At 63.9% G+C, this 21,577-nt stretch carries 23 protein-coding genes; 15 read left to right on the forward strand and 8 right to left on the reverse strand.

Annotation, left to right across the window (positions count from 1 at the left end; all coding sequences use genetic code 11):
• Nucleotides 1-18 precede the first annotated feature (18 nt).
• The 3 genes from gatB to gatC all read right to left on the reverse strand — a co-directional run bounded on the left by gatB (nt 19) and on the right by gatC (nt 3,269).
• Nucleotides 19-1,452, reverse strand: coding sequence for an Asp-tRNA(Asn)/Glu-tRNA(Gln) amidotransferase subunit GatB (gatB, locus tag C995_RS0100230; RefSeq protein ID WP_018863006.1), 1,434 nt, complete (start codon nt 1,450-1,452; stop codon nt 19-21).
• A gap of 10 nt (nt 1,453-1,462) precedes the next feature.
• Entirely contained in the window at nt 1,463-2,914 is a 1,452-nt protein-coding gene (gatA, locus tag C995_RS0100235; protein WP_018863007.1) for an Asp-tRNA(Asn)/Glu-tRNA(Gln) amidotransferase subunit GatA, read from the reverse strand.
• A gap of 67 nt (nt 2,915-2,981) precedes the next feature.
• Nucleotides 2,982-3,269, reverse strand: coding sequence for an Asp-tRNA(Asn)/Glu-tRNA(Gln) amidotransferase subunit GatC (gene gatC, locus C995_RS0100240; protein WP_018863008.1), 288 nt, complete (start codon nt 3,267-3,269; stop codon nt 2,982-2,984).
• A 143-nt stretch (nt 3,270-3,412) separates the two neighbouring features.
• On the opposite strand from gatC, the gene C995_RS0100245 reads away from it, so the two are divergent.
• The 5 genes from C995_RS0100245 to rnd all read left to right on the forward strand — a co-directional run bounded on the left by C995_RS0100245 (nt 3,413) and on the right by rnd (nt 7,840).
• Nucleotides 3,413-4,459 (forward strand): rod shape-determining protein, encoded by a 1,047-nt coding sequence (locus C995_RS0100245; RefSeq protein ID WP_018863009.1) that lies wholly within the window; start codon nt 3,413-3,415, stop codon nt 4,457-4,459.
• Nucleotides 4,460-4,590: 131 nt separating this feature from the next.
• Nucleotides 4,591-5,517: a rod shape-determining protein MreC gene (gene mreC, locus C995_RS0100250; RefSeq protein ID WP_156015461.1), complete on the forward strand. Its 927-nt coding sequence runs from the start codon at nt 4,591-4,593 to the stop codon at nt 5,515-5,517.
• A complete protein-coding gene (mreD, locus tag C995_RS0100255) occupies nt 5,514-6,005 on the forward strand; it encodes a rod shape-determining protein MreD (RefSeq protein WP_018863011.1) in 492 nt (163 codons plus the stop codon). The genes mreC and mreD overlap by 4 nt, the downstream gene beginning before the upstream one ends.
• 364 nt (nt 6,006-6,369) lie before the next feature.
• Entirely contained in the window at nt 6,370-6,672 is a 303-nt protein-coding gene (locus C995_RS0100260; RefSeq protein WP_012981741.1) for a DUF1244 domain-containing protein, read from the forward strand.
• Complete coding sequence (gene rnd, locus C995_RS0100265) at nt 6,665-7,840, forward strand: ribonuclease D (protein WP_018863012.1); 1,176 nt, start codon at nt 6,665-6,667, stop codon at nt 7,838-7,840. The genes C995_RS0100260 and rnd overlap by 8 nt, the downstream gene beginning before the upstream one ends.
• A gap of 30 nt (nt 7,841-7,870) precedes the next feature.
• Here rnd and C995_RS0100270 read toward each other — a convergent pair whose 3' ends face one another.
• The gene (locus C995_RS0100270) at nt 7,871-8,308 is read right to left on the reverse strand and encodes a hypothetical protein (RefSeq protein ID WP_018863013.1); all 438 of its coding nucleotides are present in this window, start codon (nt 8,306-8,308) and stop codon (nt 7,871-7,873) included.
• 166 nt (nt 8,309-8,474) lie between these two features.
• On the opposite strand from C995_RS0100270, the gene C995_RS13700 reads away from it, so the two are divergent.
• The gene (locus C995_RS13700; protein WP_231362401.1) at nt 8,475-8,927 is read left to right on the forward strand and encodes a SprT-like domain-containing protein; all 453 of its coding nucleotides are present in this window, start codon (nt 8,475-8,477) and stop codon (nt 8,925-8,927) included.
• A gap of 37 nt (nt 8,928-8,964) precedes the next feature.
• Here C995_RS13700 and waaA read toward each other — a convergent pair whose 3' ends face one another.
• The 3 genes from waaA to C995_RS0100285 are packed head-to-tail and all read right to left on the reverse strand — an operon-like array spanning nt 8,965 to nt 11,376.
• Nucleotides 8,965-10,221 (reverse strand): lipid IV(A) 3-deoxy-D-manno-octulosonic acid transferase, encoded by a 1,257-nt coding sequence (gene waaA, locus C995_RS0100275; RefSeq protein WP_018863014.1) that lies wholly within the window; start codon nt 10,219-10,221, stop codon nt 8,965-8,967.
• 13 nt (nt 10,222-10,234) lie between these two features.
• The gene (locus tag C995_RS0100280; RefSeq protein ID WP_018863015.1) at nt 10,235-10,780 is read right to left on the reverse strand and encodes a D-glycero-beta-D-manno-heptose 1,7-bisphosphate 7-phosphatase; all 546 of its coding nucleotides are present in this window, start codon (nt 10,778-10,780) and stop codon (nt 10,235-10,237) included.
• Nucleotides 10,777-11,376, reverse strand: coding sequence for a D-sedoheptulose 7-phosphate isomerase (locus C995_RS0100285; protein ID WP_018863016.1), 600 nt, complete (start codon nt 11,374-11,376; stop codon nt 10,777-10,779). Before C995_RS0100285 ends, C995_RS0100280 begins: the two co-directional genes overlap by 4 nt.
• Before the next feature lie 280 nt (nt 11,377-11,656).
• On the opposite strand from C995_RS0100285, the gene waaF reads away from it, so the two are divergent.
• Genes waaF through C995_RS13715 form a run of 6 tightly spaced genes read left to right on the forward strand, consistent with a single transcriptional unit; the run spans nt 11,657 to nt 17,355 of the window.
• Nucleotides 11,657-12,700, forward strand: a complete 1,044-nt coding sequence (gene waaF / locus C995_RS0100290) for a lipopolysaccharide heptosyltransferase II (protein ID WP_026278858.1) — start codon at nt 11,657-11,659, stop codon at nt 12,698-12,700.
• Nucleotides 12,700-13,836, forward strand: coding sequence for a glycosyltransferase family 4 protein (locus tag C995_RS0100295; RefSeq protein ID WP_018863018.1), 1,137 nt, complete (start codon nt 12,700-12,702; stop codon nt 13,834-13,836). The genes waaF and C995_RS0100295 overlap by 1 nt, the downstream gene beginning before the upstream one ends.
• The gene (gene rfaP / locus C995_RS0100300) at nt 13,833-14,690 is read left to right on the forward strand and encodes a lipopolysaccharide core heptose(I) kinase RfaP (RefSeq protein ID WP_018863019.1); all 858 of its coding nucleotides are present in this window, start codon (nt 13,833-13,835) and stop codon (nt 14,688-14,690) included. Before C995_RS0100295 ends, rfaP begins: the two co-directional genes overlap by 4 nt.
• The gene (locus C995_RS13705) at nt 14,678-15,499 is read left to right on the forward strand and encodes a lipopolysaccharide kinase InaA family protein (RefSeq protein WP_081618853.1); all 822 of its coding nucleotides are present in this window, start codon (nt 14,678-14,680) and stop codon (nt 15,497-15,499) included. Before rfaP ends, C995_RS13705 begins: the two co-directional genes overlap by 13 nt.
• Nucleotides 15,500-15,501: 2 nt before the next feature.
• Nucleotides 15,502-16,293, forward strand: a complete 792-nt coding sequence (locus C995_RS13710; RefSeq protein ID WP_081618854.1) for a lipopolysaccharide kinase InaA family protein — start codon at nt 15,502-15,504, stop codon at nt 16,291-16,293.
• A 3-nt stretch (nt 16,294-16,296) separates the two neighbouring features.
• The gene (locus tag C995_RS13715) at nt 16,297-17,355 is read left to right on the forward strand and encodes a glycosyltransferase family 9 protein (protein WP_231362390.1); all 1,059 of its coding nucleotides are present in this window, start codon (nt 16,297-16,299) and stop codon (nt 17,353-17,355) included.
• Here C995_RS13715 and C995_RS0100320 read toward each other — a convergent pair.
• Nucleotides 17,345-18,178 (reverse strand): hypothetical protein, encoded by an 834-nt coding sequence (locus C995_RS0100320; RefSeq protein ID WP_231362391.1) that lies wholly within the window; start codon nt 18,176-18,178, stop codon nt 17,345-17,347. The genes C995_RS13715 and C995_RS0100320 overlap by 11 nt on opposite strands.
• An 88-nt stretch (nt 18,179-18,266) precedes the next feature.
• Between C995_RS0100320 and C995_RS0100325 the strand changes: the two genes are divergently transcribed.
• From C995_RS0100325 to C995_RS0100340, 3 genes are all read left to right on the forward strand, one after another.
• The gene (locus tag C995_RS0100325; protein WP_018863024.1) at nt 18,267-19,445 is read left to right on the forward strand and encodes a glycosyltransferase; all 1,179 of its coding nucleotides are present in this window, start codon (nt 18,267-18,269) and stop codon (nt 19,443-19,445) included.
• Between the two features lie 38 nt (nt 19,446-19,483).
• Nucleotides 19,484-20,725: a glycosyltransferase gene (locus tag C995_RS13720; protein WP_156015464.1), complete on the forward strand. Its 1,242-nt coding sequence runs from the start codon at nt 19,484-19,486 to the stop codon at nt 20,723-20,725.
• Between the two features lie 165 nt (nt 20,726-20,890).
• Nucleotides 20,891-21,568 (forward strand): sulfotransferase family protein, encoded by a 678-nt coding sequence (locus tag C995_RS0100340; RefSeq protein WP_018863027.1) that lies wholly within the window; start codon nt 20,891-20,893, stop codon nt 21,566-21,568.
• Nucleotides 21,569-21,577 lie beyond the last annotated feature (9 nt).

Below are 21,577 nucleotides of genomic sequence, written 5' to 3' on the forward strand. Positions count from 1 at the left end.
GGAGTCCGCAGCCCTGCATCATCCGTCCAGCTTGGCCTTCAGGCGCTCATTCACCTGGGCCGGGTTCGCCTTGCCCTGGGTCGCCTTCATCACTTGGCCGACAAAGAAACCAAACAGCTTGTCCTTGCCACCACGGTACTGCTCCAGCTGCTGCGGATTGTTGGCCATCACCTCGTCGATGATCGCGTCAATCGCGCCGGTATCGGTGATCTGCTTGAGCCCCTTGGCCTCGATCACGGTGTCGGCATCGCCCTCGCCGTTCCACATCGCCTCGAAGACCTCCTTGGCGATCTTGCCGGAGATGGTCTCGTCCTGGATGCGGGCCAGCAGCCCGGCCAGCCCCTCGGCATTCACCGGGGCCTCGGCCAGCTCGACCTCGGAGCGGTTCAGCGCCGCGGAGAACTCGCCCATCACCCAGTTGGCGGCGAGCTTGGGCGCGCCACAGCCGGCGGCCACGGCCTCGTAGAAGTCGCCCATCTCGCGCGCCGCGGTCAGCACACCGGCGTCGTAGTCGGACAGGCCGTACTGCTCGACAAAGCGGGCGCGCTTGGCATCCGGCAGCTCCGGGAGTCGCTCCCGCATCTGGTTCACGAACGCCGTGTCCACCACCACCGGCAGCAGGTCCGGATCGGGGAAATAGCGGTAGTCGTTGGCCTCTTCCTTGGTGCGCATGGAGCGCGTCTCGTCGCGATCCGGGTCGTACAGGCGGGTCTCCTGGACCACGCTGCCGCCACCTTCGATCACGTCGATCTGGCGCTCGATCTCGTGATTGATCGCGCGCTCGACGAAGCGGAAGGAGTTCAGGTTCTTCAGCTCCGCGCGGGTGCCGAACTCGGTCTGTCCCTTCGGCCGGATCGAGACGTTCGCATCACAGCGGAAGCTGCCCTCCTGCATGTTGCCGTCGCAGATATCGAGATAGCGCACCAGCGAGTGCAGCTTCTTCATGTAGGCAACGGCCTCTTTCGCCGAGCGCAGTTCCGGCTCGGAGACGATCTCGATCAGCGGGGTACCGGCACGGTTGAGGTCGATGCCGGTCATCAGCTCGAAGCCCTCGTGCAGGCTCTTGCCGGCGTCTTCCTCGAGGTGTGCGCGGGTCACCCCGATGCGCTTGATCGTGCCGTCCTCCAGCTCGATATCCAGGTGCCCGCGGGCGACGATTGGCAGCTCGTACTGCGAGATCTGGTAGCCCTTGGGGAGATCCGGGTAGAAGTAGTTCTTGCGCGCGAACACCGAACGCGGGGTGATCTCGGCGTCGATCGCCAGCCCCAGCATCACGGCCTTCTCCACCGCACCCTGGTTCAGCACCGGCAGCACGCCGGGCATGCCCAGGTCCACCGCGCAGGCCTGGCGGTTGGGCTCGGCACCGTAGGCGGTCGGCGCCCCGGAGAAGATCTTGGAGACGGTGTTGAGCTGGGCGTGAATCTCCAGCCCGATGACGGTTTCCCATTCCATGCGGCGATCCTCAGGCGAAGGCCGCCGGCACACGGGTGTGCCAGTCGGTTTCTTGCTGGTACTGGTGGGCGACGCCGAGCAGGCGCGCCTCGTCGAAGTAGTTGCCGATCAGCTGCAGCCCCACCGGCAGGCCGTCGATCGCACCGGCCGGCAGCGACATCGCCGGCAGGCCCGCGAGGTTCGCGGCGATGGTGTAGATGTCCGACAGGTACATGCTGACCGGATCGGCCTTGGCGCCCAGTGCGAACGGCAGCTCCGGCGTGGTCGGGGCGAGCAGGACGTCGACATCCTCGAAGACGCTCCGGAAGTCGTCGGCGATGATGCGACGGACCTTCTGCGCCTTCAGGTAGTAGGCGTCGTAGTAGCCGGCGGACAGCACGTAGGTCCCGACCATGATGCGGCGCTTCACCTCGTCGCCGAACCCCTCCCCGCGCGAACGGGTGTAGAGGTCCATCAGGTCCTCGGGGTTGTCGCAGCGATGGCCGTAACGCACGCCGTCGAAACGCGCGAGGTTGGAGGAACACTCGGCCGGGGCGACCACATAGTAGGCCGGCACCGACAGGTGGCTGTTCGGCAGGCTGACCTCGCGGATCTCGGCCCCGCGCCCCTTGAGCACCTCGACGGCCGCGTCGATCACGCCGCGCACTTTCTCGTCCAGGCCCTCGCCGAAGAACTCCTTCGGCAGGCCAATGCGCAGCCCCTTCAGGTCCTGGTCCAGACCGGCGGTGAAATCCTCGGCCGGGCGCTCGACGCTGGTGGAGTCGCGCTGGTCGAAACCGGCCATGGCGTTCAGCATCAGGCCGCAGTCCTCGGCGGTCGCGGCCATCGGGCCGCCCTGGTCGAGGCTGGAGGCGAAGGCGATCATGCCGTAGCGCGACACGCGCCCGTAGGTCGGCTTGAGCCCGGTAATGCCGCAGAACGCGGCCGGCTGGCGGATCGAGCCGCCGGTATCGGTACCGGTCGCCCCAGGCACCAGGCGCGCGCCGACTGCCGCGGCGGAACCGCCGGAGGAACCGCCCGGGACGCGCTCGGTATCCCAGGGGTTGCGCACCGGGCCGTAGAAACTGGTCTCGTTGGACGAGCCCATCGCGAACTCGTCCATGTTGGTCTTGCCCAGCATCACCGCGCCGGCAGCATTCATCCGCTCGACGACGGTGGCGTCGTAGGGCGAGACGAACGGATCGAGCATGCGCGACCCGCAGGAGGTACGTACGCCCTCGGTGCAGAAGATGTCCTTCTGCGCGACCGGCACGCCCAGCAGCGGCGTCTGTTCACCATCGGCCAGGCGCGCATCGGCGGCATCGGCCTGCGCCAGCGCGGACTCGGCGGTCACGGTAATAAAGCTGTTGAGCTGCGGATCGAGGCGCTCGATCCGGTCCAGATACAGCTGGGTCAGCTCGCGCGAGCTGATCTCGCGGGCCCGGAGCTTGCGCGCCCAGCCGGACAGGGTTTCCTGGGACATGGTTTCGGGAACTCTTGTGGAAAAAAGCGTGATGAAATCGGCGAAATCGGCCAGCGGTGCCCGCGGCTTACTCGATCACGCGAGGCACCAGATAAAGTCCGCCCTCGACGGCCGGTGCAATCGCCTGAAAACCCTCGCGATTATCGGGCTCGGTGACCGCGTCCGGGCGCAGGCGCTGCTCGGCATCCAGCGGGTGGGCCATGGGTTCCACGCCCTCGATGGGGGCGCCGTCGAGCTGCTCGACAAAATCGAAGATATCGCTCAGACCGCGGGCAAATTCGCGGGCCTTTTCGTCGTCCATGGCCAGACGAGCGAGGTGCGCGATGCGCTGAACTTCGGAGGCTTCTACAGACATGATCGGCAACGGCCCCTGTATCAGTCGATGATGATGCGGAATGCGGCCGGCAAAGTTACCACAAAGCCGTTATTGCCCAAACCCCGGGCAGTTGCTAGAGTCTCGGGCTTTCCCGCCCGCCCACCAACGCAGGTTTCTTGTTCATGTTCAAACGCCTCCTGGGGTTGTTTTCCAACGACATCTCCATCGACCTCGGCACTGCCAACACGCTTATTTATATGCGCGGCCAGGGCATCGTCCTGAACGAGCCATCCGTGGTCGCGATCCGGCAGGACCGGGGACCGGGAGGCCCGCGCTCCATCGAGGCCGTGGGGATCGAGGCGAAGAAGATGCTCGGGCGCACGCCGGAGCACGTGGTGACCATCCGCCCGATGAAGGACGGCGTGATCGCCGACTTCACCACCACCGAGAAGATGCTGCAGTACTTCATCAAGAAGGTGCACGAGCGGCGCATCTTCCGCCCCAGCCCGCGCGTGCTGGTCTGCGTGCCCTGCGGCGCCACCCAGGTGGAGCGCCGCGCGATCCGCGAATCCGCCTTCGGCGCCGGGGCGCGCAAGGTCTATCTGCTGCAGGAGCCGGTGGCCGCGGCGATCGGCGCCGGCATCCCGCTGGACGAGGCGGTCGGCTCCATGGTGCTGGACATCGGCGGCGGCACCTCCGAGGTGGCCGTGCTGTCGATGAACGGCATCGTCTACTCCGAGTCCGTGCGCATCGGCGGTGACACCTTCGACGAGGCGATCATGTCGTATGTGCGCCGCAACTACGGCGTGCTGATCGGCGAGGCCACCGCCGAGCGCATCAAGCATGCGGTCGGCTCCGCCTATCCGGGCAAGGAGCTGCTGGAGATCGAGGTCAAGGGCCGCAACCTGGCCGAGGGCGTGCCGCGCTCGTTCACCCTGAACTCCAACGAGATCCTCGAGGCCCTGCAGGACCCGCTGTACGGGATCGTCTCCGCCGTGCGCACCGCGCTGGAGCAGACCCCGCCGGAGCTGGGCGCGGACGTGGCCGAACGCGGCATCGTGCTCACCGGCGGCTCCGCCCTGCTGCAGCAGCTGGACCGACTGTTGATGGAAGAGACCGGGATCCCGGTGGTGATCGCCGACGATCCGCTGACCTGTGTGGCCCGTGGCGGCGGCCGCGTGCTGGAGATGCTCGACGAGAAGCAGGTGGACTTCCTGTCCATGGAGTAGACTCCGGGCTGGATCGGGGGAAGGGGGCGCCGCCCCGGATCCTGGGCACTTGGTGGGGTCCATAACCATCTCGCCCACGTAACCGTGGTGCGCCCCAGACCCAATCACGACCCGCAACCGGAGGTTGAGCCATCAGCAAGCCGCTGTTCAGACTGGGTGTATCACCCACTCTGCGCCTGCTCGCGGTGATCCTGCTGGGTGTGGCGCTGATGGCGCTGGATCATCGGCTGAACGAGCTGCAGACGGTGCGCAACGCGCTGTCGACGGTGGCCTACCCCCTGCAGGTCGCGGTCGATGCCCCGATCCGGGCGGGCAGTCGGCTGCTCGAGTCCTTCACCAGCCGCGAAGACCTGATCACCGAAAACCGCATCCTGCGCGATGAGAACGCGGAACTGCGGGCGCGCCAGCTGCGCTTCGACGCACTGCAGATGGAGAACGACCGCCTGCGCGCCCTTCTGAGCACCGCCGAGCGCGCGGAAGAGCGCGTCGAGACCGCCAAGCTCCTGGCCGTGGACCTGGACCCCTTCCGCCAGCAGATCGTGCTGAGCAAGGGCAGCCGACAGGATGTCTACCCGGGGCAGCCCGTGATCCACCCCGACGGCGTAATCGGCCAGGTCCTGTCGACCCAGCTGACCAGCTCCACCGCTCTGCTGATCTCCGACCCCGGTCATGCCCTGCCCGTGCTCAGTGCCCGCACCGGCCTGCGCGGCATTGTCGTCGGCACCGGCAACCCGCGGCGCCTGGAGATGCGGCATGTACCGCCGCAGGAGGACATCGAGGAGGGCGATCTCCTGCTGACCTCCGGCCTGGGCGGACGCTTCCCCCCGGACTACCCGGTCGCTCGGGTGACCTCGGTCGAACGCCAGCCCGGTCAGCCGTTCCTCGACATACAGGCCGAACCGCTGGCCGCCCTCGATCGCTCGCGGGAAGTCCTCCTGCTGTGGACCGACGAGGTCCCGGATGCGGATGCATCGGAACCGGAAGAGGACGACCCGACCGACAGCGGATCCGTGGAGGATGCCGAGAACCACGGCCCGGAGGCGGATGAAGCCTCATGAATCCCGCGCTGGGCATCCCCTGGCTGGTCATCCTGACCCTGGTGGTCGCGCTAGCCCTCTCCATCGTGCCTATACCGGATACGCTGGCCCCGGCCCGGCCCGAATGGCCGCTGCTGGCGCTGGTGTACTGGATCATGGCCTTCCCTCAGCGCATCGGGGTGCTGACCGCCTTTGTCACAGGCCTGCTGCTGGACACCCTGCACGGGCAGCTGCTCGGACAAAACGCCATCGCCCTGGCAGTGATGGCGTACATCGTGATCCAGATCCACCCACGCCTGCGCGTCTACCCCGTATGGCAACAGGCGATCGTGGTGGCCGTCCTTACGGCGCTGTACAAGCTCCTGGCCCTGTGGCCACAGGGCGCGATCGGAGTACCCCCCGGCAGCGCCTGGTACTGGGCCCCGGTGGCGACCAGCGCGCTGGTCTGGCCCCTGATCTTTCTGCTGCTAAGGGACATGCGTCGGCGCTGGCTGCTCCATCTGAGCTGAACACCAGCCGCCCGTTCCGGTCGAACGGCCCCAAAAGCTGTTTCATACTGTGCGCACTGAGGGAAACACTGATCAATGTAAACACTCGCGTTGGTACCCCAGGTTTTCCGAGACAAGGCGCGCCGTGCAGCGGGTAGTGGTTCTACCCACAAGCGGCGCAACGCAGGATCGGGGAACCTGGGGTGCCAACCCCGAAGGGGCTCGGCCGCCCGTTGTTATCAAAAACGGGCGCGGGAACGGCGTTGCGGCTCCCTTGTGCAGAATGACTGCACGGCGGTCACCGCGCCTTGTTCGCACGCAAAAGCGATTCGAGCGCGAGCGTGTACATTGATCAGTATTTCCCTAACCAATGGAGATATCCACCATGGACCCGAAGACCCGCACCGAAATCGAGGCCGCCGTATTCCAGCGCCTGCTGCAGCATCTCGACGAGCGCAAGGATGTGCAGAACATCGACCTGATGAATCTCGCGGGCTTCTGCCGCAACTGCCTGTCCAAATGGTACGTCGCGGCCGCCGAGGAGCGCGGCGAGTCGATCGACTACGAGGGGGCCCGCGAGATCGTCTACGGGATGCCCTACAGCGAATGGAAGGAGCGCTACCAGAAGGAGGCGACCGCCGAGCAGAAGGCGGCTTTCGAGGCGAGCCAGAAATCGAGTCATGCATGACCACGGGCTGATCGAGACGCCCGAAGACCTGCAGGCGTTTCTCGATTCCATCGCCGGGACGGACTGGATCGCGCTGGACACGGAGTTCCTGCGCGAGAAGACCTATTACCCGCAGCTTTGTCTGGTGCAGGCCGCCACGCTGGATCAGCTCGCCTGCATCGACCCGCTGCGTCTCGACATCCAGCAGCTCGCACCCCTGTTCCGGGACCCGGGCATCACCAAGGTATTCCACGCCGCCTCGCAGGACATGGAGCTGCTGTATCGCGAGCTGGGGTTTGTACCCAGCCCGGTGTTCGACACCCAGATCGCGGCCAGCATGCTCGGCTACGGTGAGCAGGTCGGCTACGCCAATCTGGTCAAGAACGTGCTCGACCGCGAGCTCGACAAGAGCCAGACCCGGACCGACTGGTCCCGACGCCCCCTGAGCGCAGACCAGATCCGCTATGCCGCCGACGACGTCCGCCACCTCGCGACACTGTTCAACCGCCTGCTGCACGAGCTGGACAGCCATGACCGCATGCACTGGCTGCGCCCGGAGATGGAGGCCCTGAGCGACCCTGCCCTGTACGAACCGGACCCGGAACAAAGCTGGCAGCGGGTGTCGGGCGTGAAACGGCTGAAACCAAAGGAACGCGCCGTTCTGAAGTGCGTGGCGGCCTGGCGCGAACGTACCGCGCAAAGCAGCAACCGCCCTCGGCGCTGGGTACTGTCCGATGACCTCCTGCTGGACATCGCGCGCCGCACACCGGGTGACGCCAAAGCCTTGCGCAAACTGCGCCAGTTCCCCGCCGGCATGAAGCCGGAACATATCGAATCGCTTCTGGTGGCCATCCGGGAAGGCCAGGCCCTGCCGCGCGAACAATGGCCGCAGTTGCCGGAGAAGCCGCGCCTGGGCGAGCGTGACGAGGTGCTGGTTGATATCGGCATGGCGCTGCTGCGCGAATGTGCACGCGAGCACCAGATCAGCGCCGCGGCGATCGCGCAACGCAAGGATGTGATCGAACTACTGAAGAGCGACGGCAGGCATGGCCGCCTGGCGAGCGGCTGGCGCCGGGAGATTGCGGGTCAGACCATACAGCGCTGGTTCAACGGCGAGAGCCGCCTGGCCTGCAGCCCCAGCGGCGAGCTTGAAATGGAAGCCACCAGCGACGCGATTGCGGCGGAATAACCACCGCAATCGTCGCCAGACGCAACCCGCTCAGGCCGCGGATTTGTACACGCCACGGCGCGGGGACTTCAGACGGCCCTGGCGCTTCAGGTAGGCGAGCGTCTGAGAGATGTTCTTGGTATCCAGGCCTGCCTTCTCGGCACGTTCCTTGATCTCCTTGGTGGCCATCTCGGACTTCTCCGCCACGATCTCAACCAGCTGCTGACTGACCGAGCTGCCGCCCCGGCCACCACGCCGGCCACCACCAGTACGGCCCACACGGCCGCCCAGTTCACGGATCTGGCGCTCAAGTTCGTTGAGTTCCTTGCGATGACGCGCGATCATCTCCTTGCGCTTCTCCATCAACTTTTCGCGCTTCTTGCGACGCTCGGCTTCCTGGCGCTCAGCCTCTTCCTTTTCCCGCTGACGGGCCAGTGCATACAGCTCTTCGGCAGAAAGTTCGGAGGCCTTCTTGCTATCCAGACTCATTACACGACTCCTCGTTCGGAAATTTTCATTGACCAGAACGGCTTCCAACCCTTGGCTCGCCCTGGACGGGACATATGGCACGGCTGAATATGATAAAAACGGAAGTAAATTGCAAGACCACCGAACTAAATTGACGAAAGAACAGAAAGCGGCCATCCAAAAAAAGGTGTGTGACCTTTACATAAAGGCCCGCCCCGGCCAGCCGGGATCGGCACCCGAGGTTCTTTTTAACCTGACGGGAAGAGCCGCCGGGCAATGGCGGTTGCGCAACGGGCATGAGCAGCTTCGATTCAATCCGCAGGCATTCTGTCAGGACTGGGATGCACACTTCCCGGATACCGTTGTCCACGAGGTAGCGCACTCGCTCGTTTACCGAACGTTCGGGGCGCGCCGCGTGCGCCCTCACGGCCCGGAATGGCGGGCCTGGATGGAGACCTTCGGCTGCCAGCCACGAATCACGCACAACACGCCCCTGCAGGGCAGAAGGCTCAAGACCTATGCGTATCGTTGTGCCTGCCAGACTCACGCACTGAGCGCCCGGCGACATTACTTGATTCAGCGGCGTCGATACCGCTATGAGTGCCGGGAGTGCGGACAGCGGCTAAGGCAGGAGAAATAAAGCCCCATACAAAGTCTGGCGGGGCGGTCAATGCGCATCATGCAAGATGGGTTTCCACCTCGGCCAGCACGCGCTCCACCGCGCCACGCTCGTCCTCGATCACAGCGCGAGCTCCATCACCCATCGTTTTCCGACAAGCAGGATCTCCCAGCAAGTCCGCGACGGCGCGGCCCAGCGCCTCGGCATTCTGCACACAACACAACGCACCTCGCCCCTCGAGGCGTTCAACCGCAAATGTAAAGTGCTCGGTACTGGGCCCTACAAGCACCGGTAGTCCGAGTGCGGCGGGCTCGAGTACGTTCTGCCCCCCCAGGGGAACCAGGCTGCCACCTACAAAAGCGGAGTCCGCCGCACCAAGATAGGCTCCGATCTCGCCGATCGTATCGCCCACCAGCACATCCAGCGGCGGCCCCGGGCATTGCGTGCGTCTCCCGACAGAAAACCCGGCTTGCCTGGCCGCCTCGAAAGCCATATCAAAGCGATCGCGGTGGCGCGGCACCCAGAGCAGTACGGCGTCGGGATGGGACTCGCGTACCACGCGATGGGCCTCGAGCACGGCCTCTTCTTCGCCTTCCCGCGTACTGACCGCCACCCAGACCGGCGCCCCCTCGGGCGCAACGGACGCACGCAGCTCGCCCGCCTGTTCATACCCAGGCGGCAATGCGCGATCGAACTTCAGATTCCCCATCACCTGGACGTGCGCGTTCGGCGCCCCCAGCTCGCGAAAGCCCCGGGCGGCCGACTCGTCCTGCGCCAGGACCTTCTCGACACGCGCAAGGGTTTCCCGCACCAGTGGCTGCAGCCGCCGGTACCGCTGCAGCGATCGTGGCGACAGCCGCGCACTGACCACGTAGAGCGGGATTCCGGCCTGTTCGCAGGCACGATAGAGATTGGGCCATAGTTCGGTCTCGACGATCAGCGCGACGGCTGGACGGGTCCGTCGCAAGAAGCGGCGAACCGCCCCGGGCAGGTCCAGGGGCAGATAGGCGTGCTGGACATCCTTCCCGAAAGCCGCTTCCACCCGGGCCGCCCCCTCCGGCGTCGTGGTCGTCATCAGGAGCGCACGTTCCGGATAGCGGCTACGCAAGGCGCGTGCGAGCGGTACCGCCGCCTCCACCTCTCCCACCGACGCGGCATGGAGCCAAATGGCGCCGGGTGCCAGCGACTCCCCGGCCCCCAGCCATTCACGCCAGCGGGCCACCGGCACCGCGTTCGCCCGCGCGCGGCGCACCAGCCGCGCCAGCAAGGCCGGAGAAGCCAGTCGCAGCAAGGTCGAATAAGAGATGTGGCGCATCGCGGCTAGCAGCTCAGTCGAGCCACGCAATGGCCTCGGGCAGGGTGCGAATGCGGACGACCCCGCCTTCAGCGGGCAGGGACTCCGTGCCCGACGGATCAAACAACAACCGGGCTCCGACGCCGGCGCGCCGCGCGGCCTCGAGATCGGACGCGCGATCCCCGACAAGGACCGAACCGGGGAGGTCCAGATCCAGATCATCCCGCGCCCGCAGCAGCATGCCCGGCTCCGGCTTGCGATCCGGACAGGCCCGCCGATAGTCGGGCTGTGCATCATGGGGATGATGCGGGCAGTGGTAGACGCCCTCGATGCGGCCGCCGCGCTCGGCAAAGCGCTCGCGCATCCAGTCCGTCAGCTGCCGGAATTCGCGGTCACCGTAGTAGCCGCGGCCAATCCCGGACTGGTTGGTGACGACCACCACCGGCCAGTGCCGGGCAGTGGCGGCCGCCACCAGCTCGAAGATGCCGGGGACAAACTCGACCTGATCGGGACGATGCACGTAGCCATGGTCGACATTGATCACCCCGTCGCGGTCGAGAAACAGGGCGCGCGCACTCACGCCGACCCCGAACGTTCCTGATCGGCCACCAGCGCATCCTCGACGATCCCGCACAGCAGATGCCCGATCAGCCCGTGGACTTCCTGCACCCGTGCGGTCGCGGCGTCCGGCACCCGCAGTACATGATCCGCGGGATGCGTCTCCGGCAGTCCCTTCTCGCCGGTCAGGGCCACGGTGACCAGCCCGCGCTGACGCGCCATCTCGAAGGCCTCGAGCACGTTGGGCGAATGCCCGGATGTACTGATCCCGACGAACACATCACCCAGCTGCCCCAGCGCCTCCACCTGACGCGAGAACACATGCTCGTATCCAAAATCGTTGCCGATCGCCGTCAGCACCGAAGTATCGGTGGTCAACGCGATCGCCGCCGCGCCCGGACGCACCGCCCGATAACGACAGACAATCTCCGCCGCAATGTGCTGCGCATCCGCCGCACTGCCACCGTTGCCGGCCAGCAGCACCTTGCCGCCCTCGCGGATGCACTGCAGCCAGCGCTGCGCAACCGTCTCGACCTCGGCAACAAACGCCCGGTCCTCCGCCAGCCGCCCGAGCAGCCGACTAGCCGCCGCGAGCTCCTCGATGATTCCTTCCCGCACTTGCGCTCTCCGCCAGGGAAACACTGAACAATATAGATGGTCAGCGGGGCCCACCCGCCGATGCCGGGCAAAGTACACCGCACATCCTCGAGGCCACAAGCAACCGCACGTCGCGGTATCGCAGGGCCATGTACAATTTGGGAATGCTTCTCAGCGCCAGTCCGAGTTTCGTGCCACCTGCAGGCCACATGCCGGGCAGTCTTGCCCCATGTTCCGCGGCCCCTGCCGCCCAGCAAGCCCCGGGCGCGATCGGGTGTGCTCTCGTGCTGCTCGGGAGATCGTGTTGAGTTCAAGCGGCACCCACATCCCGGCTGTCTTGGTCGTCGGCCCTGCCTGGGTGGGTGACATGGTGATGGCCCAAAGCCTGTTCATGACACTCAAGCAACGCAAACCCGCACCCGCTGTGGACGTGATTGCGCCCGAGTGGAGCCTGCCGATTCTGGAGCGCATGCCCGAGGTGCGCCGCCCCATTCCGCTGCCTGTAGGCCACGGGCAGCTCGCACTCGGCCGGCGCTGGCATCTAGGGCGGTCACTACGGGACGCGAACTATCAGCAGGCGATCGTACTGCCGCGTTCAGCAAAGGCCGCGTTACCGGCCTTCGCCAGCCGGATACCCCGACGGACCGGTTACCGCGGCGAGTTCCGCTATGGCCTGATCAACGACATCCGCCCACTGGACCGTCAGCGCCTGTATCGCACGGTCGATCGGTTCGTCGCGCTCGGGCACGCACCGGATGCACCACAACCGCCCCCGATTCCGGAACCCAGGCTGGTGATCTCCGAACATGGACGGGACGAGGCACGCATTGCACTGGGACTGGGCAACCAGGACGCGCCGGTTCTGGCACTCTGCCCCGGCGCGGAGTATGGCCCCTCCAAGCGCTGGCCCGCCGAGCACTATGCAGAAGTTGCTCGGGCCCGCCTGACAGCAGGCTGGCAGGTCTGGCTGTTCGGCTCGCCGAAGGACCGCCCAGTAACCCAGGCGATTGCCGAGGCCGCCCCGGGCTGCACGGACCTGGCCGGGCGCACACAGCTGGGCCAGGCGATTGACCTGCTTGCCTGCGCAGACCTGGTCATCACCAATGACTCGGGGCTCATGCACATTGCGGCCGCCACCGGCCGCCCGGTGATCGCTGTCTACGGGTCCTCCGACCCTGGGTACACGCCGCCGCTAACCTCCCGCCGGCGCATCCTGCATCTAGGTCTGGAATGCAGCCCCTGCTTTCAGCGGGAGTGCCCCCTGGGGCATTTGAACTGCCTGCGCAAGCTGGCGCCCGAGCAGGTACTGGAGGCCGCCGACGCCTTGCATGCGGAGAGGCACTGATGCGTCTGGCATTCGTGTTATTCAAGTACTTCCCGCATGGCGGGCTGCAGCGCAACTTCCGCCGCATCACCGAGCTCGCCCTGGAGCGCGGCCATCAGATCGACGTATTCACACTCGCATGGGAGGGCTGGGCCCCGGAGCACCCGCACCTGAAGCTGCATGTACTGCGGGTGCCTGGCTGGCGCAACCACACCCGCTATCGCCATTTCGCCCGCCGCGTTCAATCGGAGGTCCAGGCACTACAGCCCGATCGCGTCGTCGGGTTCAACAAGCTGCCCGGGCTGGATGTCTACTACAACGCAGACCCCTGCTTCATCGAACGGGCGCAGGCTCGCAACCGATTTTATCGCCTGTCCGGACGCTACCGCGTACATGCGGCCTTTGAACGGGCGGTCTTTCGCACCGAGGCGAACAACCACATCCTGCTGCTTTCCGAGGCCGAGAAACCCCTGTTCCAGCGCTGGTACGCGACTCCCGAGGATCGCTTCCACCTGATGCCACCGTATGTCTCGGCTGACCGCTTCGCCAATGCCGACACCCCGCAACGAAGGCGCGCTCTTCGCAAACAGCTCGGACTTGGGGACGACTCGCTCATGCTTCTGATGGTTGGGTCGGACTTCCGACGCAAGGGTGTGGACCGCAGCATCCGGGCGCTGGCCGCCCTGCCGGGCGGCTTGCGGGAACAGGCATCGCTATACGTACTGGGCAAGGGGCGTGCGGCCCCACTGATGCGACTGGCCCGAAGTCTCGGTGTCTCGAGGCAGGTGCATTTCCTGCAGGGCCGCGACGACGTGGCCGACTTCCTGTTTGCAGCCGACCTGCTTCTGCACCCCGCCTACCAGGAGAACACCGGGACCGCGATCGTCGAGGCGATCGCGGCCGGTCTGCCCGCCCTGGTTACAGCCAATTGCGGATACGCCTTCCACATCGAGCGCGCCGACTGTGGTGAGGTGCTGACCACGCCGTTCGAGCAGCCCATGATGGACGCTGCCCTGGCCCGCATGCTGAGCCAGCCCAAACTGCAGTCCTGGCGTAATGCGGCCCTGCGCTACAGCGAGCGCACCGAACTCGGCGCACGCGCCGAGCACGCGCTGCGGGTCATCGAAGGCCCCCGCTATGGCGAGGTGGCGGCATGAGTGTGCTCCGGCGCAATGAACTGGTGATGGACGATGCCTTCCACGCGGCGTTAACCGCACGCTACGGCCCGGGAGACCCTTTCGAGCAGGCCATGGCGCTGGATGGCGAGGTCGTCCGCAACGTCGACGGGCGGCGCACGTTCCGTTTCGAACTGGGCGGGCAGCCCTACTTCGCCAAGGTGCACAACGGCATGCCGTGGCGACGCATCCTGCGCAAGCTGAGCCAGTTCCGCATCCCGGTGCTGGGCGCCGAACCCGAATGGCGTGCAATCCACCGACTGCGGAAGCTAGAGATCCCGACCACGCCACCGGTCGCATTCGGCATCCGGCGCGGACTGAACCCGGCACGGGAACGCTCGTTCGTGATTACCCGCGACCTGGGGCGCACCCGCACCCTGGAACAGGAATGCCTGAGCTGGCCCGAACAGCCACCGGCCTTCGCCTTTCGCCTGCAGTTGATCCGAGAGGTCGCCCGCATTGCCCGCACCCTACACGGGAGCGGCATGAATCACCGCGACTTCTACCTGTGCCACTTCCGACTCGACCTGAACACGGACGAGAACGCCATCCGGTCCGGCCGCATCCCGCCGCGCCTGCACCTGATGGATCTGCACCGCGTTCAGTTCCACGCCCGCCTGCCGGCCCGCGCGCAAATTAAGGATCTCGGAGGTCTGTACTTCTCCGCCATGGATATCGGCCTCAAGCCACGAGATATCCTCCGTTTCATGCGCCTCTATCATGGCACCAGACTCCGTGCCACCTTGCTGGAAAGACACACGCTCTGGGCTCGGGTGGCACAGCGAGCCCGAACGCAATACCGCAAGGAACACGGGCGCCTCCCATGTCACGGCTGATGCAATGGCTCGCAGGCATCGGGCGAGGCTCAAGCGTGAAAGGAGTCGCCCCTCTTGACGAAGACCTGAAGAACGCCGGCCTCACCCTCCTGGAAAACCAACCAAAGGCGGGCTGGACCGTCCTGGACAGCTCGGCGCAGGCCCGCGTCGCGCGCGGCCAGTGGCAAAGTCAGGCAGTTGTAATAAAGATCTTTCTTCCAAGGGGGCCATGGGAATGCGTCAAGTCCATCGGCCGGGGCAGTCGCGGCATGCGGGCCATTCGGCATGGGCGCCAAATGAGTGAAGATGGTTTCGATACACCACGCGCACTCGCCTATGGCTGGATCGGGGTGAACGAGTGCCTGGTAATGGAGGACATCAATGGGTCCAGCCTTTCACAGCTGATCACTTCCCGCCGCGGGGAACCGCTCCTGACCATTGCCGACCGTCATATTGTTCACCGACGACTCGCGGAAACTGTTGCTCAACTCCATGAGTCCGGATGGACCCATGGCGACCTCCGGCTTGGGAATGTCCTCGTGTCGCCCCCCTCCGCGACCGGGCGCTTCGTGTTCCTGGACAACGAAAGAAGCAAGAAACAGGGAAGACCATGTGACGGCCAGAAAAACCTGGTCCAACTCAACATGACTCATCCGTCATTTCTACCTCGAACCAGTCGTGTCCGATTTCTGAGCCACTATGCAACACAGCGCGGCATGGGGCGGGCCGCATTCCGCCGCCTTGCTATCCGGATTGCCCAGGCAACCGAGGCACGCCACCAGGAACGGCTTCGACGTGGTGGTTCAAAACCGCGTTTTTCAGCCAAATAGCAATGAACTCGAACAGCCAAAGCATTCGGCTCGCTTCCGGGTTTTGCGGTGCCGGCAATCCCGACCACCCTGTCGTGAAAGCGCTCCAGGCGGGGCACCCCGTACTCGACGGGGCTCGGCGCGAATGCCTGAAGGCCAATGCCCAGGCCGAGAGCGGGCTCCTTTTCTCGGACTTCTCGCCCGAACCTGTCTTTTACAAGCGGTATCCATCCCGATGGAGAAACCGAATTCTTGGGCATCTTGGCATTCACTCCCGTGCCCGCCGGGTTTGGGAATTCTCGACCTACCTGAAAGGACATAACGCACCGGTTGCCAAACCTCTGGCCTACCTGGACGGCATGGCGGAAAGCTGGTTCTTCTGCGAGGCCCTGCCCCAACACCCAAGCCTGAATCAATGGCTAGAAGACGATGCGCTCCCGGACGCGGCCATACTCAGTGAACAGGCCGCTCAAGCGATCGCCACGTTGCACAATGCGGGGGTTGTACACCGTGATTTCAAATGGGGAAACGTGCTGTTCTCAGCCACGGGAGACGTCATCATCGCTGACCTGGATGGCGCGCGGTTCCGTCACCCGCCGCGCCGAGCGGATCTCGCCCGCGACCTGGCCCGTTTCGTCGTTAACGGGCTCGAGGTTGGCCTGCCGCAAAGCTGGGCGCGGTCCTTCGTCGGCCGTTATTGCCAAATTCGCGGCATTCCCGTTGAACGCCTTCTGCCCGCGGTCGCCCGCTCCGTCACCCTCATTAGCAAACGGCACCAGAAGCGCTATCGTCGCCCCCCTGTCAGCCTGACCTGAACTTTGGACATCGAAGTGAAAAACCAAGATCGACTTGTACAACTCATGCTGGATCGGCACCTAGGAAATTTTCTCGTCGCCACACCGGTCCTCTCTGCTCTGGCACAGCACAAGAAGAGCCTCCTCGTCATTCATGAACCTCACGCCGAACTCGCGAAACGGATCCCAACCCTAAAGGGCCCAATCGCCACACTGCCCAGAGCGGGCAGCCCGGCAAGGGACTTCATCGGATTCATCAAGCTACTCCATACAATCCGCTCCTCAAGACCCACGATTGCCCTCGATTTCGGTGGCAGCGGTAGCGGGGGCTGGCTCGGAGCCATGAGTGGCGCCCCACGGCGCATCTGTCGAGACAGCGCGCCGTATGCTCGGCGCTTCAGTGAGCACGTAGCAAAGCCAGAGGGGATGGAACACCGCATCGAAATCTACGGCGCCATAGGGCGAGCTGTCGTCCCCGAACTGGAATGGGGATGGCCCACGCTTGAGCCACTGCCTTCGGACCACGCAAACCTTGAAGAGACCTTGCGTGCTCACGAGATAGACTCGGAGCGCCCTATGATCTGCCTGCATGTAGCCGGCGGGAAGGAATACAAGCACTGGCCGCTGCCGAAATATGCTCAGGTAATCGACACATTACACCGCGAAGGAAAACAGCCCATCCTGATCGGTGCGAGGCCTGACCGCGCAGCGTCGCAGGAGGTTCAGGCTCTGTGCGAGCACCCGCCGATCAACCTGGTGCAGAGACTCAGCATTGGAAGCCTCATCGCTCTGTTCGAGCGCGCGTCCCTTTTCATTGGCAACGACAGCGGCCCCATGCACATGGCCGCCGCCACGGGCACACCGATTGTTGCGCTGTTTGGACCGACGGATCCCGTCCGCTGGGGCCCTCTAACCAACCGGGCTCTGATCGTTCGCGGCACGAAACACATACCGCCGACACAAGGAAAGAAGACGTTTGCCGACGGCCGCCGAATGGACAGCATCCGGGTCGAAGACGTGGTAAGCGCCATTAGCCAGTCCGAGAAGCGCTTTGCGGAAAGGCCGGAGAGCCTCAGGTCCTAAGCCCAAGCGCATGGCCACCACTCGCCAGGTTCTCTTGTAGCGGATCTTGGACCGCGCGGCGGATCCCGGGGAGGTATTTTCGCTGGATCAACCTGGCTGCCCGCGGCCAAATCCGTGGAATCCGTGAGGCCTGAACAAGCCCGAGAGTGCAATACATTCTCTTGCGAAACGCCACGTCCCGAAAGGTGCGGCGCGGAATGCCAGCCAGCCGAGAGCTCTCGTCCCGAACCCCTTCCAGGAAGGCTCGCTGAGCTTCCACCGGATCCCCTTCATCGAGATGAACTAGCGGGTCCAGAAGCAAACGACGGTACAGGTACCCCAGCAGGCGGTGGCCGGCAAAAGTCCGACGCCAGAGGGGTTCAGCGAATGCGGCCGCATAATCCAGATGCATCGCGCGGCCGCAGCTGACATCGAAGAGCACATTGTCTAGATTGCGGTCCTTCATTCCCGCAACGAATGCCGCCGGAAGCGATTGCCCCAGACCATAAAACAGCTTCCCTCGTTCAAGGCCACCAGGCGCCCGATCGACAATGGCAGCGACCGAGCTTGCCGGGCTGTAAGGCATGGACACCCAGCCAGCATCGATCACCTGAACCGGGAGAGCGGGCACCTCCAGCGCGGAGAACACCTCACTAACGATGGCTTCCTTGTCAGCATCACCCGTCCTCTTGACCACCAGGATCTCCTGGCCAGCTCGCACCAGAAACACCTCGCGAACCAGACGCTCCACCTGAATAGTCGGGGTACAGAGTTGCTCGGACAGCCGATCGCGAACGTCAGATGGTAAACTCTGCATTCGACCCATTCGCGTTGACGATTGCACGTTCTCTCCCAAGACGACCTGGCTGCCACGGGACCCCCGCAAGAGCGCACACGGATTATAGCGGGCAACCAGGCCACTACATGATTTTATGACCGATACATCAGAAGAACGGCCCCTCGCCAACCAGCATATCCTCATCGTGCTGGAGAAAAAGGGCCATGTAGGTGCCAACGTCCGGGAGCACTTTCGCGTCTACCGCGAGGCAGGCGCCCGCCTCACTCTGTGCTTTTTGACCGGCGACGGCTCGGAGTACGAGTCTGACTGCCCGGATGACAGCGTTACCGGACTGCGTCTCAGCGACAAGGCAAGCAAACGGAACCGAATCGCAACCGCATGGCGCCTCGCACGAATCCTGCGAAGAGACCGGCCAGACGTAATGATTGGGGATCAGTACAAATGCGTCGCGAGTCTGCTACTTGCCAGCGTCATCGCTCGCCATGGTCGCCCGATCTACGCACTGCTGCGCGGATACTATGCAACGGATTCCAGAAGCCGTCAGCGCTACTACCAAGCCTTCCGCAAGCGCCTCACGGGCATACTGACCCTGACCGACGCGCAGAGAGATCGCTTCATCGCGAACATGCCATGGTATCCAAGAGATAGCATCTCCGTCGTCCATAACTATATCGACGCCAACCGCCTGCGCACGACAATGCTGTCCAGAACAGAGGCGCGCGCAAGACTCGGACTGGATCAAGACCAGTTCGTCTTCGGCTGTGTGGCGCGCTTTGACAGCTACAAACGCATCACTGATCTATTGAAAGCCTTTGCGAAGCTGCAAACACGAGACGCCGCTCAGGCCCGACTCGTCGTTATAGGGGACGGAAAAGAGCGTACAACCCTTCAGGCCGAGGCGCGCGATCTGGGTATTCACTCACGCACCCTGTTCACTGGATTTGTCGCCAACGCCAACCTCTACATGCGGGCCTTCGACGTATTCGTACTGCCATCCGAAGGCGACAACTTCGCCAGAGTCTTCCTCGAAGCGATGGCGGCCGAGATCCCCATCGTAGGAGTACGCGGGGGCGGAACACCCGAGGTCCTCGGAACGACTGGCTACCTCGCCCCTCCCCGCGATCCGACCGCGCTATCCGAGGTCCTCGACCAACTCATCCAACTTTCTCCGGACGAGCGACTCGCTACGGGGCGGAAGGGGCGGGAGGAGTCGGAGATCCGATTCACGCGCGACGGGCTCCGAAATCAGCTACTGGGCGCCCTGCGCGGAAGCGTGATGGAAGCCCGAGCGCTTCAGCCTAATGGCGCGTAGATGCCTGTCGATCACTTGTGCCTCCACTCGCTCCAGAGATGAAACTTCCTGAAAAAGGGCTGCAAGGGCCTGATCAAGACGCCGAGCGTGTCGGGATCGTATTTGCCCACATGCGCCACCTTTACGGCGCCGGGGGAGGACTCGAACGAAATCGCTGGAACCTCGCCAACGAGTTCCTCCGTATGGGCATCAAGGTGGACTTGCTTGTCTTGAATCCGGACGGGCTGGAACACCTTGCCGACCAACCCGATCTGCATACCATTCGTCTGCGGCGCGAACACCCAATAGCAACGCGCATCCGCGCGCTCAACAGCGCGCCCGACAGCTGGAAGGAATTACTCAAACCCGTGATCCTCCCGGCCAAAGGGGCCAAGCCGCTTCGCTATCTAAGAAGCGTCCAGCAATATATCGAAGGGTATCGCCCAGATCGGATAATCGGAGGAGGAACCCAGGAAAACCTGACACTTGCCATCGCTCGATCCGGAACAACGCACAAACCTCGCCTGACCCTGAGCGAACATAATCCTTTGTCGAACACGCTTACGACTGAAAAACATCGTCGACTCTGGCGCTGGCGGCACCTGCGCCCCCTGCTGCGCCGCATGTATTTGCAGGCCGACTCGCTCGTGGCGATTTCTGACGCAGTAGCCGATGATCTGGCGAGCACGCTCGATCTGCCAAGAGAACGCATCAAGACCGTCTACAACCCGGTAGTCACGGATGTCCTGTGGGAACGGATCCGCGAACCATTCGATCACCCTTGGTTCGCCGAAGGCTCCCCTCCAGTGATCCTGAGTGTCGGGCGGATGACCGCTCAGAAGGACCAGGCTACGCTCATCCAGGCATTCGCGGCCGCGCGAGAAACGCGCCCCCTCAGGTTAATGATCCTGGGTGACGGGCCAGAGCGCGCCAATCTGGAGAGATTGGCTGACGATCTCGGTATTCGACAGGATATCCACATGCCGGGGTTCGCCGCGAACCCGCTAAAGTATATGGTTCGGGCATCAGCCTTCGTGCTCACCTCGCGGTGGGAAGGTTTCGGTAACGTACTTGTCGAAGCGCTAGCAACTGGCTGCCCTGTTGTTGCCACCAACTGTCCAGGGGGACCCGCTGAAATCCTGGATCACGGTCGCTTCGGCACCATGGTGTCATCCGACCCGGTACAGATTTCAGAGGCCTTGCTGGCCACGATCGACGCCCCCCCCGATCGCTTACTCCTGAAAGAACGGGCCTCCCAGTTCACCTCCGCCCGGGCCGCAGCACAATACCTGTCCCCCTGATCGGCGACACCACGAACCTGATCGAGTTTATTTCCAACTGTTGCGCCAGATGAAGCAAAGGTACCGACCATGGGGTTGCGAACATATCTGAAAGTCCACGTGTCGCCTTTCTTTCTTCGCTATCCGTGTCGATACGGAACCACCAAGGTCGACACTCGAATTGCCGTGGACCGAGAACGGCGTTTCATCTATTTCCGCATACCCAAAGCGGCCAATTCCACTGTCAGCTATGCCATCAGCAATATCGAAACCGAAAACGGCGACAGCGCCGGAGCCTATAAATCCGGATACAATCGTGCGAGCTCATTGGGGCTCTTGGAGACCTACCGCCTTCACCAGCGGTTCTTCCTCTTTTCGGTTGTTCGAAACCCATATACCCGCGTAGCGTCAGCATATTTGGACAAAATCCAGGGGCAGAAGCGTCAAAGGGTCCCCGTCGCGAGAGCGCTGGGTCGCGCGAGCACCGCGCCAATCACCTTCAACGAGTTCTGCGCATACCTCGCGAAAGGCGGGTATCGCGACGACGTCCACTGGTTTCGCCAAACGGACCTGATTCCGTGCGGAATCGACCACCTGGACTACTTGGGCTCCGTCGAAACACTCACGAAGGATCTGAACGCCATCCGCACCCGACTCTCGCTTCCGCACCACGCCGAACGGTCTGACTGGGCACATGGAAGAACAGGAGCGTCATCTCGGATCTTCGAACTCTACGACAACGCTAGCCTGGAGTACGTCTCACAAACGTACAGAAAAGACTTCGAGACTCTCGGATACTCGAAAGCCCTCGACCACCATGCCGAACCGCCTTCACAAGCGCTAGAGCCCAAGTGGCAGCGATAAACAAAACGA

It is taken from the genome of Thioalkalivibrio sp. ARh3, from assembly GCF_000377265.1.
Lineage (GTDB): Bacteria > Pseudomonadota > Gammaproteobacteria > Ectothiorhodospirales > Ectothiorhodospiraceae > Thioalkalivibrio > Thioalkalivibrio thiocyanoxidans.